General features: G+C 44.1%; 16 protein-coding genes, 3 tRNA genes and 1 rRNA gene. 15 read left to right on the forward strand and 5 right to left on the reverse strand.

Annotated elements, in window-relative coordinates; all coding sequences use genetic code 11:
• The 3 genes from rrf to ACI3E5_RS09715 all read left to right on the forward strand — a co-directional run.
• Window positions 1-77: ribosomal RNA gene (rrf, locus tag ACI3E5_RS09705) — 5S ribosomal RNA — on the forward strand; the annotation flags it as partial.
• Between the two features lie 11 nt (window positions 78-88).
• Window positions 89-162 (forward strand) — tRNA-Asn (locus ACI3E5_RS09710).
• Window positions 163-331: 169 nt separating this feature from the next.
• Window positions 332-982: an HAD hydrolase-like protein gene (locus tag ACI3E5_RS09715; protein WP_142964201.1), complete on the forward strand. Its 651-nt coding sequence runs from the start codon at window positions 332-334 to the stop codon at window positions 980-982.
• A 48-nt stretch (window positions 983-1030) separates the two neighbouring features.
• Here the strand turns inward: ACI3E5_RS09715 and ACI3E5_RS09720 are convergent, their stop codons facing one another.
• Window positions 1031-1387, reverse strand: coding sequence for an iron-sulfur cluster biosynthesis family protein (locus tag ACI3E5_RS09720; RefSeq protein ID WP_142973626.1), 357 nt, complete (start codon window positions 1385-1387; stop codon window positions 1031-1033).
• A gap of 392 nt (window positions 1388-1779) precedes the next feature.
• Between ACI3E5_RS09720 and ACI3E5_RS09725 the strand changes: the two genes are divergently transcribed.
• Together ACI3E5_RS09725 and ACI3E5_RS09730 are read left to right on the forward strand one after the other, a co-directional pair.
• Window positions 1780-2214 (forward strand): universal stress protein, encoded by a 435-nt coding sequence (locus tag ACI3E5_RS09725; RefSeq protein ID WP_005225130.1) that lies wholly within the window; start codon window positions 1780-1782, stop codon window positions 2212-2214.
• 356 nt (window positions 2215-2570) lie between these two features.
• Window positions 2571-2810: a hypothetical protein gene (locus ACI3E5_RS09730; RefSeq protein ID WP_015509036.1), complete on the forward strand. Its 240-nt coding sequence runs from the start codon at window positions 2571-2573 to the stop codon at window positions 2808-2810.
• Between the two features lie 94 nt (window positions 2811-2904).
• Here ACI3E5_RS09730 and ACI3E5_RS09735 read toward each other — a convergent pair.
• A tRNA-Thr gene (locus ACI3E5_RS09735) sits at window positions 2905-2977 on the reverse strand.
• A 194-nt stretch (window positions 2978-3171) separates the two neighbouring features.
• Between ACI3E5_RS09735 and ACI3E5_RS09740 the strand changes: the two genes are divergently transcribed.
• A tRNA-Asn gene (locus tag ACI3E5_RS09740) sits at window positions 3172-3245 on the forward strand.
• A gap of 92 nt (window positions 3246-3337) precedes the next feature.
• Here the strand turns inward: ACI3E5_RS09740 and ACI3E5_RS09745 are convergent.
• Both ACI3E5_RS09745 and ACI3E5_RS09750 read right to left on the reverse strand, forming a co-directional pair.
• A complete protein-coding gene (locus tag ACI3E5_RS09745) occupies window positions 3338-4726 on the reverse strand; it encodes a hypothetical protein (RefSeq protein WP_185939979.1) in 1389 nt (462 codons plus the stop codon).
• On the reverse strand, window positions 4723-5112 hold the full coding sequence (locus ACI3E5_RS09750) for a GntR family transcriptional regulator (RefSeq protein ID WP_142964205.1): 390 nt from the start codon (window positions 5110-5112) through the stop codon (window positions 4723-4725). The genes ACI3E5_RS09745 and ACI3E5_RS09750 overlap by 4 nt, the downstream gene beginning before the upstream one ends.
• Window positions 5113-5275: 163 nt before the next feature.
• Here ACI3E5_RS09750 and ACI3E5_RS09755 point away from each other — a divergent pair, with 163 nt between their 5' ends.
• The 6 genes from ACI3E5_RS09755 (at window position 5276) to ACI3E5_RS09780 (ending at window position 12033) form a co-directional block, all read left to right on the forward strand.
• Window positions 5276-6292 carry an acyltransferase family protein gene (locus ACI3E5_RS09755; protein ID WP_086339168.1) on the forward strand — a complete coding sequence of 339 codons (1017 nt, stop codon included), beginning with the start codon at window positions 5276-5278 and terminating at the stop codon, window positions 6290-6292.
• A 119-nt stretch (window positions 6293-6411) separates the two neighbouring features.
• Window positions 6412-7740: a C1 family peptidase gene (locus ACI3E5_RS09760; RefSeq protein WP_121259950.1), complete on the forward strand. Its 1329-nt coding sequence runs from the start codon at window positions 6412-6414 to the stop codon at window positions 7738-7740.
• Between the two features lie 345 nt (window positions 7741-8085).
• On the forward strand, window positions 8086-9474 hold the full coding sequence (locus ACI3E5_RS09765; protein WP_010747447.1) for an L-cystine transporter: 1389 nt from the start codon (window positions 8086-8088) through the stop codon (window positions 9472-9474).
• A gap of 158 nt (window positions 9475-9632) precedes the next feature.
• Window positions 9633-10412, forward strand: a complete 780-nt coding sequence (locus ACI3E5_RS09770) for a tyrosine-protein phosphatase (protein WP_142973625.1) — start codon at window positions 9633-9635, stop codon at window positions 10410-10412.
• Between the two features lie 16 nt (window positions 10413-10428).
• A complete protein-coding gene (locus tag ACI3E5_RS09775; protein WP_074934642.1) occupies window positions 10429-11259 on the forward strand; it encodes a fructosamine kinase family protein in 831 nt (276 codons plus the stop codon).
• A 15-nt stretch (window positions 11260-11274) separates the two neighbouring features.
• Window positions 11275-12033 (forward strand): acyl-ACP thioesterase domain-containing protein, encoded by a 759-nt coding sequence (locus ACI3E5_RS09780; RefSeq protein ID WP_010747450.1) that lies wholly within the window; start codon window positions 11275-11277, stop codon window positions 12031-12033.
• A 50-nt stretch (window positions 12034-12083) separates the two neighbouring features.
• Here the strand turns inward: ACI3E5_RS09780 and ACI3E5_RS09785 are convergent, their stop codons facing one another.
• Entirely contained in the window at window positions 12084-13052 is a 969-nt protein-coding gene (locus tag ACI3E5_RS09785; protein ID WP_005225140.1) for an asparaginase, read from the reverse strand.
• Window positions 13053-13140: 88 nt separating this feature from the next.
• Between ACI3E5_RS09785 and ACI3E5_RS09790 the strand changes: the two genes are divergently transcribed.
• The 3 genes from ACI3E5_RS09790 (at window position 13141) to ACI3E5_RS09800 (ending at window position 15467) form a co-directional block, all read left to right on the forward strand.
• Entirely contained in the window at window positions 13141-13971 is an 831-nt protein-coding gene (locus ACI3E5_RS09790; RefSeq protein WP_016610430.1) for a DUF72 domain-containing protein, read from the forward strand.
• An 8-nt stretch (window positions 13972-13979) separates the two neighbouring features.
• Window positions 13980-14840 (forward strand): Cof-type HAD-IIB family hydrolase, encoded by an 861-nt coding sequence (locus tag ACI3E5_RS09795; RefSeq protein WP_005225142.1) that lies wholly within the window; start codon window positions 13980-13982, stop codon window positions 14838-14840.
• A 96-nt stretch (window positions 14841-14936) separates the two neighbouring features.
• Window positions 14937-15467 carry a pyrophosphohydrolase domain-containing protein gene (locus ACI3E5_RS09800; RefSeq protein ID WP_118214645.1) on the forward strand — a complete coding sequence of 177 codons (531 nt, stop codon included), beginning with the start codon at window positions 14937-14939 and terminating at the stop codon, window positions 15465-15467.
• Window positions 15468-15514: the final 47 nt, after the last annotated feature.

Genomic DNA, 15514 nt, shown 5'->3' on the forward strand with positions numbered 1-15514 from the left:
CCGAACACAGAAGTTAAGCTTCTTAGCGCCGATTGTAGTGAAGGGTTTCCCTTTGTGAGAGTAGGACGTCGCCACGCATTTCAATTTTTCCGGCATAGCTCAGTTGGTAGTAGCGCATGACTGTTAATCATGATGTCGTAGGTTCGAGTCCTACTGCCGGAGTTGCTTGATAGCATCTGCTATCTTTTTTTTTTGTATAAAATGACAAAAATAAAGACGTTGCCTTTGAAGGGGCAGCGTCTTTTTTATTTAGATGAGATCAGAACGAAAAGGAAGAAGTGTTGCTTGTATTGCTGTTTTTTTCTATACTATTAGAAAAGGAGACGATGGCGTGAGAAAGAAAGTACTTTTTGATTTAGATGGAACGATCATTGATTCGAGTGAAGGAATCTATGGATCGATTCAATATGCGATGGAAAAAATGGGAAAAGAGCAATTAGCGCAAGACGTACTGCGGAGCTTTGTGGGGCCGCCTTTGATTGAATCCTTCCGTGGCTGGGGCTTCGATGAAGCTGCTGCCCAGCAAGCCGTTGCCTTCTACCGGAAAAATTATCGTCAAGCGGGCATGTTTCAAGTCCAACCATATCCGTTGATCGAAGAAACATTGCAGGAGCTGGCGCAGGATCACGATTTGTATATCGCTACGTCGAAACCAGAAGTTTTTGCAAAAGAGATCCTGACCCATCTCAAGTATGATGGCTATTTCAAAGGAATCTATGGGGCGGATCTTGAGAATAAACGTGGGGAAAAAGCGGCCGTTATCCGCTACGCGTTAACTGAGATCGAAAAGGAACAAAAAGCGCAGCAAACCATCATGATCGGCGACCGTGAGCATGATATTTTAGGTGCAAAAGAAAACCAGTTACCGGCAATCGGCGTTTTATATGGTTTTGGGTCAAAAGAAGAATTGCTTGATGCTGGTGCGATCGCTTTAGCCGCTGAGACACAAGAACTCTTAGCGTTGATTCCAGATTCATTATAGAGAAAAAGAGCTAACAAGCACCTTACAAGGCGTTTGTCAGCTCTTTTGTTACGCATTCGTTTGTTTCAGCTGCGGAGAGGCTTCCAATAAAAGATTGGTATCCAAATAGCCGCCTTCGTTTTTCAAAATCAAGGTTCCTGAAGTTGGGTGAACATCTAGAATCAGATGACCAGTCAAGAACATTTGATCATAGGTTGATGTAAAGAAAGTAAACTGATTGCTTGAGACTAACTCATTGTATGGGTCTAACGGTTCGTCGATCGGTGTGATCAAAAAACGTTCGCCGATCATACAGCATCCAGCTGCTGAAGAAAATTGGTTCGATCCGTCATTACTCGTCAAAATATATAAGTCGTGTCCTTTTGGAAAGCGAGCAGCGGCAGTAGGGGTAATATGTAAGTCCATTTTGCATGATCTCCTTTTTGAAACGAGTGAGCAGCAAACTGTTTCGTTTCGATAATTGTTGATAAACCAAGTGTATCACTCCTCTTAGGGATGTGACAGCAACTTGCTTTTCAACAAACCAAGCTTAAAGTTTTAGCAAGAAAAAGGCGATAATACCGATTATCAGCAAGAAAAGCCCTAAGTACAAGAGCACAGTGACCGCAGCCTGGAAAAAAGAGCGCATTTCTTTCACCTCGAATCATTCTTCTCTTTATTTTACTGCATAATCACAAAGACAAGTAAGGAACTTCACAAATCTTAAAGGAAGTTTTAGGTCTCTTAAGAGTAGACCTTGTCCTTTTTTGTAACGCTTCCATTTTTTGTGGTAAAATAAAGAAAAGGAGGCGATTTGGATGTTACGTAATTGTCAAAATGTACTTGTTGCCTTGGATGGGTCGGATCAGTCAGAAAAAGCGTTCCAAGAAGCACTCGCGATTTGTCGTATGAACAAAGCCAAATTGTATGTCCTCTCTGTTATCAACAATGCTGAGTTATCCACAAGTGCCTATGCTTTTGCGAAAATTTTTGACCAAGAAAAATTGCGTGTGGAAACGGACATGTTGAAAAAAATCTATGATGCCAATCAGCATGGGGTAGAAGATGTTGAGGTAATCGTTGAAGTCGGCGATCCAAAACGCTTTATCATTCATGCAGCAACAGAATTGTACCCGATTGATTTGATCATTATCGGTGCAACTGGTAAAGGCACATTGACCCGAGCTGTCGTGGGCTCAACCACCGATTATGTCGTCAATCATTCGAAATGTACGGTGTTGGTCGTGAAGTAAAAATTTAAATTAAACGGAAACATTGTGTTATTTTTTAAGTCAGCATAAAGCGTATCCTTTTAAAAAATTCAGTGTAGTTGAAAAAACCGCTCTCTTAGCTTTAGGAGAGTGGGTTTTTTGTGGTAAAAAAGATGTGTCTAAAATTGAGCTGTGAGCAACGAATGAAAACCCCGTTTTAGTCGTTTTATCAAAAAATATTAATTTAATTTGAATAAGGTTGACCGTTAGAAGAGATAGTTTGTTACACTTTTAATAAGCAAAGGATGTAGGAAAAGTATTGGTGAGAGGGGCTGATAATTTACTGAGTTCTACGATTCAGCTGGTTGCAAATGTCTATTGTTGAAAAGGAGAATGAAATGAAGCGTGTTGCAGAAAACTATTTGGTTGTTTTTTCGATTCTTTTGCTGATTATATGGCTAGGCTTGATCCAAGTGAAAGAATATTCGCAAGAAGTAGCCCTGTCGATCATTTACTTTATTAATCTATATACGCTCTTGTTTAAATTTAAAGATACAGCGAAAATGATGAAAGCAGTTGTATCGGTCCTACTATTGGGTTTTACGATTTTATTTCTTTTGTATATCGCAGGAAATTAGGGGCGTACGAATGATTAAGTTCAGAAATTATCGCTATACTTTGGGAATTAGATGCACAAAAAAAGACAACGTCCGACAAACGTTGTCCTACCAAAGCCACTTGACGGGCTTGAACCGTCGACCTCATCCTTACCATGGATGCGCTCTACCAACTGAGCTAAAGCGGCGTGTTATTTAACACAAGATATAGAATACCGTAAAGGCGCTGCTTTGTCAATGAGATTTTCGGATATTTCTTGAGAAAAACACTTTGCGGGAAGGGAAGTTTCTAAAAGGGGATTTTCTTGAAAAAAAGGAACAAAAAATTGATTTTTGCTCTTGCTAAATTATCTGACTATTTGGTATAGTACAGATAGATTCTTCCGGCATAGCTCAGTTGGTAGTAGCGCATGACTGTTAATCATGATGTCGTAGGTTCGAGTCCTACTGCCGGAGTATCAAAAACGACCTTCGTTTCGGAAGGTCGTTTTTTTTGGGTTGTGGATAGCCTGGGGATAATGGGTTCCCCAGTTATTTCTCCAGAACACTCACTCCGCTGAGGAAATCTTCTGTACTAGTTCCTCGTATAAATCCGTCGTTTCGGCGGCTTTTTTATTTGTGTAAAAAACGGTTGGCCCATCTTTGGTGGTGACTTTTAAAATAGGTGTCGAGTTTGTATCCACGAACATTCTGGCAGGATCACCAGCAACGGTAAATTTACCGATTTGGTAACTGGCGGTTCCTACACCCATGGTACGAACACGAGGCGATGGCAAAGCTTCGATCAATTCCACCGTCTCTATATCTGCCAAAGAGACCGTTGTTTTCCCGGTCATTGGTGCATCGAAGGTGACTTCTTGTCCTTGCACTTCACCGGTAATCGCATCAGGAGCGAAATCTAAACGATACATCGGAATGATGGTACCGACCATTAATACAAGTAAGAAGACAGCGGTGATACCTGAGACGATTTGTCCGCTACGTTTACCTAGATTGATGCCGATATTCATCCCAACACGGTCAGGAACGAACAGTCGCGCATCATTAGGATTGATGTAAAAACCATATCGCCAGTAAGCATCTTCACCATAATAGCGCGGTTGTCCTGCTGGTTCTAAGAGCTGATCTTGTTTTTTACGCAGATCTAGCAACAAGAAGAAGGTAAAGACGATCAAGAAAACAACCAAAACAACAAAGAGCACTAAGAGGATAGTACTGAATGCTCCAGTAGCGGACATGGACGCCAGTGGGACAGTCAACAAGAGCAGCGTAATGGTACAAGTGACAGCGATCAATAAGGACCAATAGCGCTTTGTTAAATCATTGATGTGCTGGTCGATAGCTGAATCACCGCTGATTCCGCGAACGGGTAAGCGGCTGATGATCACCCAGAGATAGACGAACAGCGCAAAAATTGCTAAGGAGACGCCGCCCATCAAGTATCCTGTAGAAAGATCAGGCAACTGCCATGCTTGGTACAAACTGATCATCAACAAAATCCCCGCAGGAACGAGGCTATACCACGGCAGCATCCGTTTATTTTTGGCTTGAACGAGTTTTGTATCGATCCGAATCGGATCGATAGGTAGTTCCCATCCTTTGGCAAGGATCAATTGCCGCATTTTTCCAATGTAATGCACTTGCACCAGGTAAGCTGTCCCCAGCAAAGCGGCCATATAAAGCCAGAACAGGGTAAGGATGATGGAGTCAGATAAATTGAACAAAAAAAGGAGACTTGCTACACTAAATGTACCAACGATTTGTAAGATACGCTTGCGAAATTCTGTGATCAAGCTGTGGACGCTAGGATCATCCAGATGCTCAGGGGCAAGGGTATTTTCGAGTAAAACATTTTTGTGGGGTTTACTGATCAAGCGTAAACCAAATGCGGTCGTCCCACAGAGGACAAGAGCAATAATGAAAAAAAGATAGGTCATTTGCATTCATTCCTTTCAGGAAATTGGTCCAGCAGTTGTTGAACATCCGTTAAAAGCGCTTGCTTGCTTTTACCGTGTAAGAGAGCGGTTGCTAGCTGCAGCTGCAAGTTTTGGAGATACTCCGCTTCTTGTCCAGAAGTAAACGGTGGTGGTGCGGCAACGGCGGTTCCTTTGCGGCGATCCGTGACCAACAAGCCTTCTTCTTTGAGGGAATTGTAGGCTTTTGAGATCGTCATGGTATTGATGCCAATCTCTTCGGCTAATTGACGGACGGATGGTAGCAATTCGCCAGCGGATAAATCGCCTTTTGCGATACCGACAATGATCTGTTCCCGCAACTGCTGGTAGATCGGTTGGTTGCTTTGGGTTTGAATATCAAATATCATCGAAAACAGCTCCTTTGTATTATATATATTAATACAAAAAATACAAAATAGCAACTGGTAATCAAATGAACAAGAATCGTTAGGAAAAAGTAAATAGCTTGTTACAGTTCTGTTTCATGGATCAGGTATCCTTTGACAGATACAACTTAGAGGAGGAACTTTTATGAGCCAATCGCAAAGAACGGCTTACTTTGATAATGCAAAATTTTTACTGATGATCTTGGTCGTCTTCAGTCACTTACTACAGCCTTTTATCGGCGATCAGAAGTTTTATCATGACCTATATTATTTTATCTTCACTTTCCATATGCCAGCTTTTGTTTTTCTGGCTGGGTACTTTGCCAAACCGTTGACGAAGGGACACAAGCTTCGTGAGCTGATGAAAAAGTTCTTGCTGCCTTATGTCTTCTTTCAGGTGTTTTACACCGTCTATTACTGGTTGATCGGTCTACGGGAGTCGTTAAAAATCCAACTGTTGAATCCGCAATGGGCACTTTGGTTTTTGCTTAGCATGTTCTTTTGGCAGCTCTCCTTGCTGGTCTTTCAAAAAATGTCCAAAAAGCAGGCGATCTTGCTGAGTATCGGCTTGAGTATCTTCGCTGGCTACGTGCCATTTTTAAATCAAGTGTTGACTTTGCAGCGGACCTTTGTCTTTTTGCCGTTTTTCATCATCGGGTTTTATTTTCCCAAAAATGAGATGCGCTTTTTATTGAAACCAAAGATTCGGACTATCAGTTTGCTTTTCTTACCGATCATCTACACCTTTATCGCGTTTTTTCATGGGATGAACAAGTACATGGTTTTTGGTTCCAAGCCTTATGACGATTACTTGAGCTATCCGTTGTTCGGCGGTCCCTTGCGTGCGGTCTTTTTCGTGATCGGGCTGATGGGGATCATCGGCTTTCTGAGCCTCGTGCCTAGAGAGCACCTCTTTTTTACGAAGTGGGGCAAAAACACCCTGCTGGTCTATCTTTTACAGGGGATCTTCATCAAGGGCTTGCGGGCATTAGCGATCACCGACTTGAACCTGTCGGTATTAGGCTTTGTGACGTTGGTGTTAGCCAGTGTTTTACTGACGATCTTGCTAGCTAGTCGTCCGATCCGCTTCCTTTATGCACGATTTGAACGAGGACTATCCTTTGTTTTACTTGGCTTTTTGCTTTTGATGCTAACTCTTTAAATCTTTGATACGAGCAACCGCTCTTAGAAAGATGATCCTTTCATTTTTCTAGGAGCGGTTGTTATTTGAGAGGCAGAGGCGTAAAATGGAAGGAACGGAAAGTGAAAGGATGAAGAAATATGTCAGAAATTTCAAAAAAGACCACCGCTGCCTTTGCGCAAGCGTATCAAGACAATAATAAACAAACGGCACTACAACGGAGTGTTGTGAAAAATGGGATCACCGCTTCTGCGGAAAACGTGTCAGCAAAAGTCAACAATGTGCCAGTTTTTTCAGTTGATGTGACAACCGGGAAAGTCTCAAACCAAAAACAATCAGGCCGCTGCTGGATGTTTGCCGCATTGAATACATTCCGTCATAAGATGCTGAATGATTTCAATTTAAAAGAATTTGAATTGTCTCAAAACCATACCTTCTTTTGGGACAAATACGAAAAAGCCAACTATTTCTATGAAAATATTTTAGCAACTGCTAACGAGCCTTTAACAAGTCGCAAAGTTGCTTTCTTATTGCAAACACCACAACAAGATGGTGGGCAATGGGACATGATCGTTTCGATTTTCCAAAAATATGGTGTCGTACCAAAAACGGTCATGCCAGAAAGCAGCAACTCTTCCAATTCTCGTGACCTAAACAATTACTTGAACAAAAAACTGCGTAAAGATGCGGTTGCTTTGCGTCAGCTAGTGGCTGAAGGCAAAACAGCTGAAGACATCCAAACAACCAAAGAAGCGATGTTGGAAGACATTTATCGTTTCTTAGCGACTTCTTTAGGCACACCGCCAGAAACCTTTGATTTTGAATACCGTGATGAAGACAAAAACTATCACATTGATCGCAACTTAACACCGCAAAGCTTTTATGAAAAATATGTCGGGGTGGACCTTGATGATTATGTCAGCATCATCAACGCACCAACTGCCGACAAGCCTTACAATCAATCGTATACCGTAGAAATGCTAGGCAACGTGGTTGGCGGCAAAGAAGTCAAATACTTGAACGTCGATATGCCGACCTTCAAAAAATTAGCGATCGCTCAATTGGAACAAGGGGAGTCCGTGTGGTTCGGTTGTGATGTCGGTCAATCTTCTACCAGAGATACTGGGATCATGGCATTAGATGCGTATGATATCAACGACCTATTTGACATCGACTTTACGATGACCAAAGCAGAACGCTTAGATTTTGGCGAAAGCTTAATGACCCACGCGATGGTCTTGACTGGCGTTGACTTGATCGACGGCGAATCAACCAAATGGAAAGTCGAAAACAGCTGGGGTGAAAAAGTCGGAACGAATGGCTTCTTCGTTATGAGCGATGCGTGGATGGATGAATACACCTATCAAATCGTGGTTCGCAAAGAGTTCCTGACAGCAGAACAATTGGCTGCCTTTGAAGCAGAACCAACAGTCTTAGCACCTTGGGACCCAATGGGTGCTTTAGCGTAAGACAGCAATTTCTAATGATTGCCTGAATATTCTCTGAAATTTTTCAAAAAGATGAAATGAAAAAATAACGAACCAGTTGCCGCAATCCAACTGTTAGGAAAGTAGAAATCCTAACAGTGTGGGGTTGCGGTAACGGTTCTTTTTTTATTTTCTGACAAAAAAGCGGTACCATCCTAGAAAAGTGGGAACTTATTTATTGTAAGATGAAGCAAACTTCTTTAAAATGGAATAGTCACTAATGATGCCACACGTCTCATTAGAGTGAACTGTTGAAGAATGGTCACTGGGAACCTTTACTTCCTCTGACAGACTTTGTCATGTTTATTGAACAAAAGGAGGATTCAAATGACAAATCTGTTAACTATTATTGTTGTTCTACTTTTTGCTGCCCTTATTTATGGGTTCTACTTATTGCAAAAACGTCACGTGAAGTTTTCTACGCGGGTCTTTGCGGCGTTGTTCGTCGGGATCGTTTTTGGTGGCGTGCTGCAGCTGATTTTTGGGACAGGCTCTGACGTTGTCACGCAAGCTCTTGACTGGATCACGATGGTCGGTAGCGGCTATGTAGCTCTCTTGCAAATGCTGATCATGCCCTTGATCTTCGTTTCGATCGTTGGCGCTTTCACTAAGATGAAAGAAAGCGAAAAAATCAAGAAGATCAGTTTTACGGTTCTTGCGACTTTGCTAGGGACAACGGCGATCGCTGCCTTGATCGGAATTGTGATGGTCATGGTCTTTGGTCTTGACGGTGCCAGCTTTACCGAAGGGGCAACGGAAACAGCGCGGATCGCAGAATTAGCGGAACGTTCGACACAAGTCCAAGACCTATCGATCCCACAACAAATCGTTTCCTTCATCCCAAGCAATGTTTTCGCTGATTTTGCGGGTACTCGTTCGACAAGTACGATCGGGGTCGTGATTTTCTCAGCCTTTGTTGGGATCGCCTTTCTTGGTGTCAAACGTAAATCACCGAAAGAAGCGGAAACTTTTGCGAATTTGATGGACAGCTTATATAAAATCGTGATGCGTATCGTCACGTTAGTTTTGCGCCTGACACCATATGGCGTTTTGGCATTGATGACTAATGTATTAGCTTCAAGTGATTTTGAAGCCATCTTGAACTTAGGCAAATTTATCATCGCCTCTTATGCGGCTTTGATTTTGGTCTTACTTGTTCATTCATTATTGCTGATCGCTGTTCGGGTCAATCCAGTAACGTATTTCAAAAAGGCTTTTCCAGTCTTGAGCTTTGCCTTTACTTCTCGTTCAAGTGCGGGAGCCTTGCCATTGAACATCGAAACCCAAACCAAAGCGTTAGGTGTTGATGAAGCCACGGCTAACTTTGCAGGCAGCTTTGGGTTATCGATTGGTCAAAACGGCTGTGCGGGTGTGTATCCAGCGATGTTGGCAACGATCGTTGCACCAACGGTTGGGATCAATGTCTTTGATTGGCAGTTTATCCTACTGCTAGTTGCAGTAGTTACGATCAGCTCATTCGGCGTTGCTGGTGTTGGCGGTGGCGCAACCTTTGCTTCATTGATCGTCTTAGGCTCAATGAACTTGCCGATCGCCATCGTAGGCTTAGTTATTTCTGTTGAACCATTGATCGATATGGCACGGACACTCGTTAATGTCAGCGACAGTATGGTTGCGGGAATGGTGACTAGCAGTCGTATCAACGAACTGGATCGTTCGATCTTAGATGATTCTGCCGCCGTGATCGAAGCCGAATAGAAACATTTTGTAACAAGCGAAAGCAAAGAAAGACTGCGTGTGGTCTTTCTTTTTTTTGTCCGTTAAAGCTCAGCTCACAGAAAAATCTAGGTTTCAGTGCCCTTAATAGCGAAGTTTCTGCTATACTTTTAACTAGAACATCGCGGGAGGGATAAGCAATGACACAATTGATTCAACTAGAACGAGCAGCAAACGTCAGAGAACTTGGCGGCTATCAAACGACAAACGGCACGACGATCAAACGAAAAAAATTGATCCGCAGTGCGGCGATCAATGAATTGACTGCTTCAGATCAAGCAGTACTGGCAAACTATGGGGTCAATCAGGTCATTGATTTTCGCTCCATCGCTGAAGCCAATGCACAGCCTGATCGACCGATCGCCACAGCAAAGCAGCTTTTTTTACCTATTTTCAAAGAAGACGAAACGATGGTTTCCTTGTCGCCAGAAAGCTTGAAGCAGCGCTTGGAAGATGGGGAAGATGCCGAAGAGCAGATGAAAAAAGTCTACCGTCACTTTGTTGAAAGCGACTATGCCCGCCAACAATATCGGCAGTTCTTTGATCATGTGATCGCCAATGCGGAAGGCGAAGGTGCAACCTTGTTCCACTGTACCGCTGGCAAAGATCGCACAGGTTTTGGCGCCTTTTTATTACTCCATGTGTTGGCGGTGGCACCAGCGACGATCAAAGAAGATTATTTAGCGACCAATCGCTATTTAGCCCCAATGCTAAAAGAAAAATTTGCCCCAATGACCCAGCATTTGCCGCAAGAGCTGTTAACAGCGATCACGGTTTTGATGAGTGCCAAAGAGAGTTTTCTTGATGAAAGCTTGGCTGCGATCGATCAGCACTTCGGTTCGGTTGATCAGTATCTCCTGCAAGGACTAGGGGTGACGAAAGAAGAGCAAGCGTATTTGAATGCCCAACTGACTGAGTAAAGAAAGGGAGATCCGTATGGAGGAAGCATTGTTCGCAGCAATCGGGATGACCGGCTCGCTGACGCCCATCAGTGGTGGGGATGTCAATCAAACGTATCGTTTCACTACAGCAGAAAATCGCTATTTTTTAAAGACCCATCCTCATGTTTCATCGGTGTTCTTTCAAGCAGAGATCAACGGCTTAGCTGAATTAGCCCCTTTCGTGCGGGTGCCAAAAATCGAACGTCTCGGTCAGACTGAAGAGAGGGCATTTTTATTGATGGAATGGATCGATGGTGGGGAAGGACAGCAGCGACGCTTAGGTCAAAGCTTGGCTCGGCTTCATCAGCAGACGCAGGAGTCTTTTGGGTTTTACGAAGACAATTACATCGGCTTTTTGCCGCAAGTCAATCCGAAAACCACCGATTGGCTTGATTTTTACACAGTCTGCCGTTTGGATGTGCAAGTCGAACTAGCGAAGCTAGGTAACCGCTGGCATGCCAAACGGGAAGCTGCTTATCTGCGTTTGAAAGAATTTTTGCATGAGAATTGGCGTGATCGCAGCGTCACACCTGCTTTATTACACGGTGATTTTTGGCGGGGGAATGTGCTGTTCGATCAGCAAGGAGAACCAGTGTTTCTTGATCCAGCAGTCGCTTATGGGGATCGAGAAATGGATATTGCGATGTCCCAGCTCTTCGGTGGTTTTCGTCAGGAATTTTTGGAAGGCTATCAAGAAGTCTATCCATTAGATGAGGATTGGCAAGAGCGACTGCCAGTGTATCAATTGTATTATTTATTGGTCCATTTGAATCAGTTTGGCGAAAGCTATGGACCAAGTGTCGATGAAATATTGAGTCGTTTTTAGGAGGCAATTAGAACTATGGCAGCAAAGTATCAAACCACACATGAAGTGGCGTATTATGAATGTGATGTCAACCAAACGATGACGTTTCCAGCCATGCTAGGCATCGCCATCAAGACATCAGAGGAACAAAGTGCGGCGTTAAACCGCGGACCAGAAGTCATCGCTAGTTATGGCTTGACCTGGATCATCACCAGCTATCACATAACGGTGACTCGTTTGCCGCGCGTAGGGGAGCAGATCCAAGTGGCGACCCAGGCGAGAGAATACAATAAATTTTTCTGCTACCGTTACTTTTGGTTATTGGCAGAAGATGGAACGGAACTGGTCAAAATCGAGGCGGTTTTTGCGTTGATGGATCCGAAGACGCGCAAAGTCAGCAGTGTACCAGATGAGATCGTGGCGCCTTTTGGCAGTGAAAAAATCAAGCGAATCAAACGCTACCCGAAGATCACCCCTATCACGCAAGGACAATTTTTGCCGTATCGGGTGCGTTTCTACGATATTGATAGCAATCAGCATGTCAACAATGCCATGTATTTCAATTGGCTGATGGACGTCTTAGGCTATGAGTTTTTAACAAAACATGAAGTGACACAAGTGACGATCCGTTTTGATCGGGAAGTGGCTTACGGCCATTTGATCGAAAGCCATTTTCAAATCAATGAAAAGACAGTCGATGAAGCCGGCGAGGCTGTGCCGCTGCAAACGATCCACGAGATCAAGATCGGTGAGGATACTTACTGCGAAGCCATCTTTACTTGGCGAGAAAAATAAAACAACCCTTTTGCCTCCGTTAGCGGAATGGCAAAAGGGTTTTTGTTTGGTTAATTCTCCATGAAATCAGGCAGTTCATCCATGGTCAACCCACGGTTTTTCGCTATCAGCAATTTGATGCGAGCTTTTTGGCTATTGATGCTATTGCAGAAAATCACCCCAAGAGCTTGCAATTCGATCCCGCCGCCTAAGTAGTCATAGACCGGCTCGGCAACGCCGTTGAAGCAGCGAGAAACTAAGACGACTGGAATGTTTCTAGCGATCAGTTTTTTCAAAGGCTCTATGGTTTGCGGCGGAAGATTGCCAGCGCCTAAAGCTTCGATCACTAGTCCATCGATCAGCGAGTCGGCTAAAGCATCGAACAATTCCCCAGTCATCCCTGCATAGGCTTTGACGATCGGAAACAGACCATCGACACGATCAACATCCAAATGGCGGTTATTTAACAGCTCTTGCATGAACAAGATACGGTGCTTTGTGACTAAGCCGATCGGACCTAATGTCGGGGTGCGGAACGTCGCAATATTGGTGGTGTGGGTCTTCGTAACATAACGTGCGGAATGGATCTCATCGTTCATCACGACTAAGACGCCTTTTCCTAAGGCATCAGGTGATTTCGCCACCCGAATCGCACTTTCAAAGTTATAAAGCCCGTCACTGCCGATTTCATTACTTGAGCGCATGGCGCCAGTCACCACGATCGGTAACTGACCGCCGATTGTGGTATCTAAAAAGAAGGCTGTTTCTTCCAGCGTATCGGTTCCGTGAGTGATCACGACCCCATCGACCCCGCTTAAATGCGCCAGCTGGATACGTTCTTTCAACTGCAGCATTTCTTTTGGGGTCATATGAGGACTGGGAATATTAAAAATGTCTTCGACGATCAATTCAACATCGTCGTCAATGTGTATCGGTGCATCCATCAGCGGATTGCTGACATCAGGGCTGACGCCGCCTGTCAGGGTGTCTTCTTTCATGGCGATGGTGCCGCCAGTGTGCAACACGAGAATTCGTTTCATTTTTTCATCACCTGCAATGATTTATTTACTCTTAACTCAAAACTATTGTATACTATTAAAATAAGAAAACAAGGAGCGATGGGAAAAAATGATTCGAATTGGTTGTACCACATTTAGTGAACATGGCAGTCTCGTGCAAAGAAAAAACTCGAAATTATTTGAGTATGCCCGTTATTTTCCGCTAGTTGAGCTGGATACCACCTATCATTTTTTGCCAAAAGAAAAAGACGTGCGCAACTGGTTGACCCAGATTCCCGAAAATTTCCGCTTTGTGTTGAAAGTCCATCAAAGTGTGACCACCCAAGGGGATTTGCCAGATCAGTTGACCATGACCGAAGCACTGCAGCTTTATAAAGAAGCGATCGCCCCAATGGTAGAAGCAGGCAAACTCTTTTGCCTATTGGCGCAGTTTCCCAACAGCTTTAAATGTACGAAAGAAAATGTCGCCTATTTAGACCAAGTGCGAGAATGGTTTGCGGGCTATCCAGTGGCGATCGAGCTGAGAGACAGCAGCTGGTATCAGCCGAAACTGTATCCTGGAATGATCGATTATATGAAGCGAAAACAGTTTTCCTTAGTAGTTGTTGATCAGCCGAAAAAGCTATCGACCACCATTCCCCTTGATCCAACCGTGACCAATCCCGCGTTTGTCTTGTGCCGTTTTCATGGACGCAACGACAGCGGCTGGACAGCGACGGGACCAGATGCCAAAAATCTGCGGACCTTGTATCGCTATGACCAAGCCGAACTAACGGAGTTAAAACACGCAGTCCAAGCCATCGAAGCCAATGCCAAAGAAGTCGCAGTGGTCTTCAATAATAATGCCGGTCGTGATGCCGCTGACAATGCTCGCGCATTGATCGATGCGCTGCAGATCGATTACGAAGCATTAAATCCTAATCAGTTGAAATTATTTTGAGGAGTCATATGATAAAAGCAATTTTTTTTGATATTGATGGCACGCTGATTGCCAGCAACGGCAAGGCGCTTGCCAGTACCCGTGAAGCCATCAAACAGGCCCAAGCCAATGGCGTCCTCTGCGGCATTGCCACTGGACGTGGTCCGGTTGATTTAGAGAAGGTGATCGATTACTTGTCGTTAGACATGTTTATCACCTATAACGGCCAATATGTCTACACGAAGGAAAACTTGATTTATGCTAAACCTTTTCCAAAACAAACGCTGGAAGCGATCGTAGAATACGCAGATGAAAATTACCGCCAAGTCATGTTTGGCGGAGAAACCCAAGTGGCTGGCAGCTTGACGATCCGTTTAAGCCAATCACCCGTCATGCAGCGCTACTTGCGCTATGTACCGAAAAAATTTCCCGTCGGTTTTTTAAAGAAAGTCTTGCAGCGCTTTAGTCCCAATCGTAACGCCAAGCGCTATGAATCGTTGGATATTTTACGAGAGCCCATCTATCAGTGCATTATGCTGAGCCCTGAATCAGAGCGCGAAAAATTACGGTCTAAGCTGCCGCAATGTGATTTTAAGCGATCCAATGCCTATTCTGTTGATATCGTCCCGAAAAACGGTTCGAAAATCAAAGGCATCAAAGAGTTTTTGGCCTATGAAGGGATCGCGATGGAAGAAGCGATGGCATTTGGGGATCATTTTAATGATGTGGAAATGTTAGAAGGCGTGGGGATCGGGGTTGCGATGGGCAATGCCCAGCCCATCACTAAAGCCAGTGCTGACTTTGTGACGGATACTAACGATCATGACGGCATCAAGAAAGCCTTGATCCATTTTGGCATTATTGCCGAGGATGCCCAAGCCAGGGAATGAAAAAAATAAGCAAGTAGCCAATCTATGAAGCAACGTAGAAGACAGCGCAGAACCATGAAACAGAACCATGAGAAAAAGCAGAAAGAAGCGAGCAAAATGAGTCCATTTGAAATGACGGAAGAGTTTCATAAAACCTTTGATCCAACGCGACCGCCATATCCACAAGCTTTTTCAGCGGAAAAAGCCCAGTTTCGTGCTGGTTTTAAAATTGAAGAATTAGTTGAGTTCCTTTATGCTGCCAGCAACAATGACGAAGAGACCTTTCAAGCAGGTCTGGAGCATTTGCATCAAGCGATCGATCAAGCCCAAGCCAAGCTGGCTGCCAAACAACAGCCTGTCAGTGATTCTCTAGTAGAACAAGTCGATGCGCTTTGTGATCTGCTGTATTTTACCTATGGCTCGTTTTCACTGTTAGGGGTCGATCCAGCGCCGATCTTGGCTATCGTTCATGACGCCAACATGGGAAAACTTTTCCCAGATGGGCAGCCCCATTATGATCCTGAGACCCACAAAGTCATGAAGCCAAGCGATTGGGAAGAACGGTTTGCTCCTGAACCGCGAATCAAGGCAGAAATCAACCGCCAATTGGCACAAAAACAAGCGCAAGCTCAAGAATCGTCAGAATAAAAACCAAACGTGCCAGTTGCCCGTTCCGATTGCTTATCAGCAAAAGG

This window comes from Candidatus Enterococcus avicola (assembly GCF_047470845.1).
Taxonomy (GTDB): domain Bacteria; phylum Bacillota; class Bacilli; order Lactobacillales; family Enterococcaceae; genus Enterococcus_D; species Enterococcus_D casseliflavus.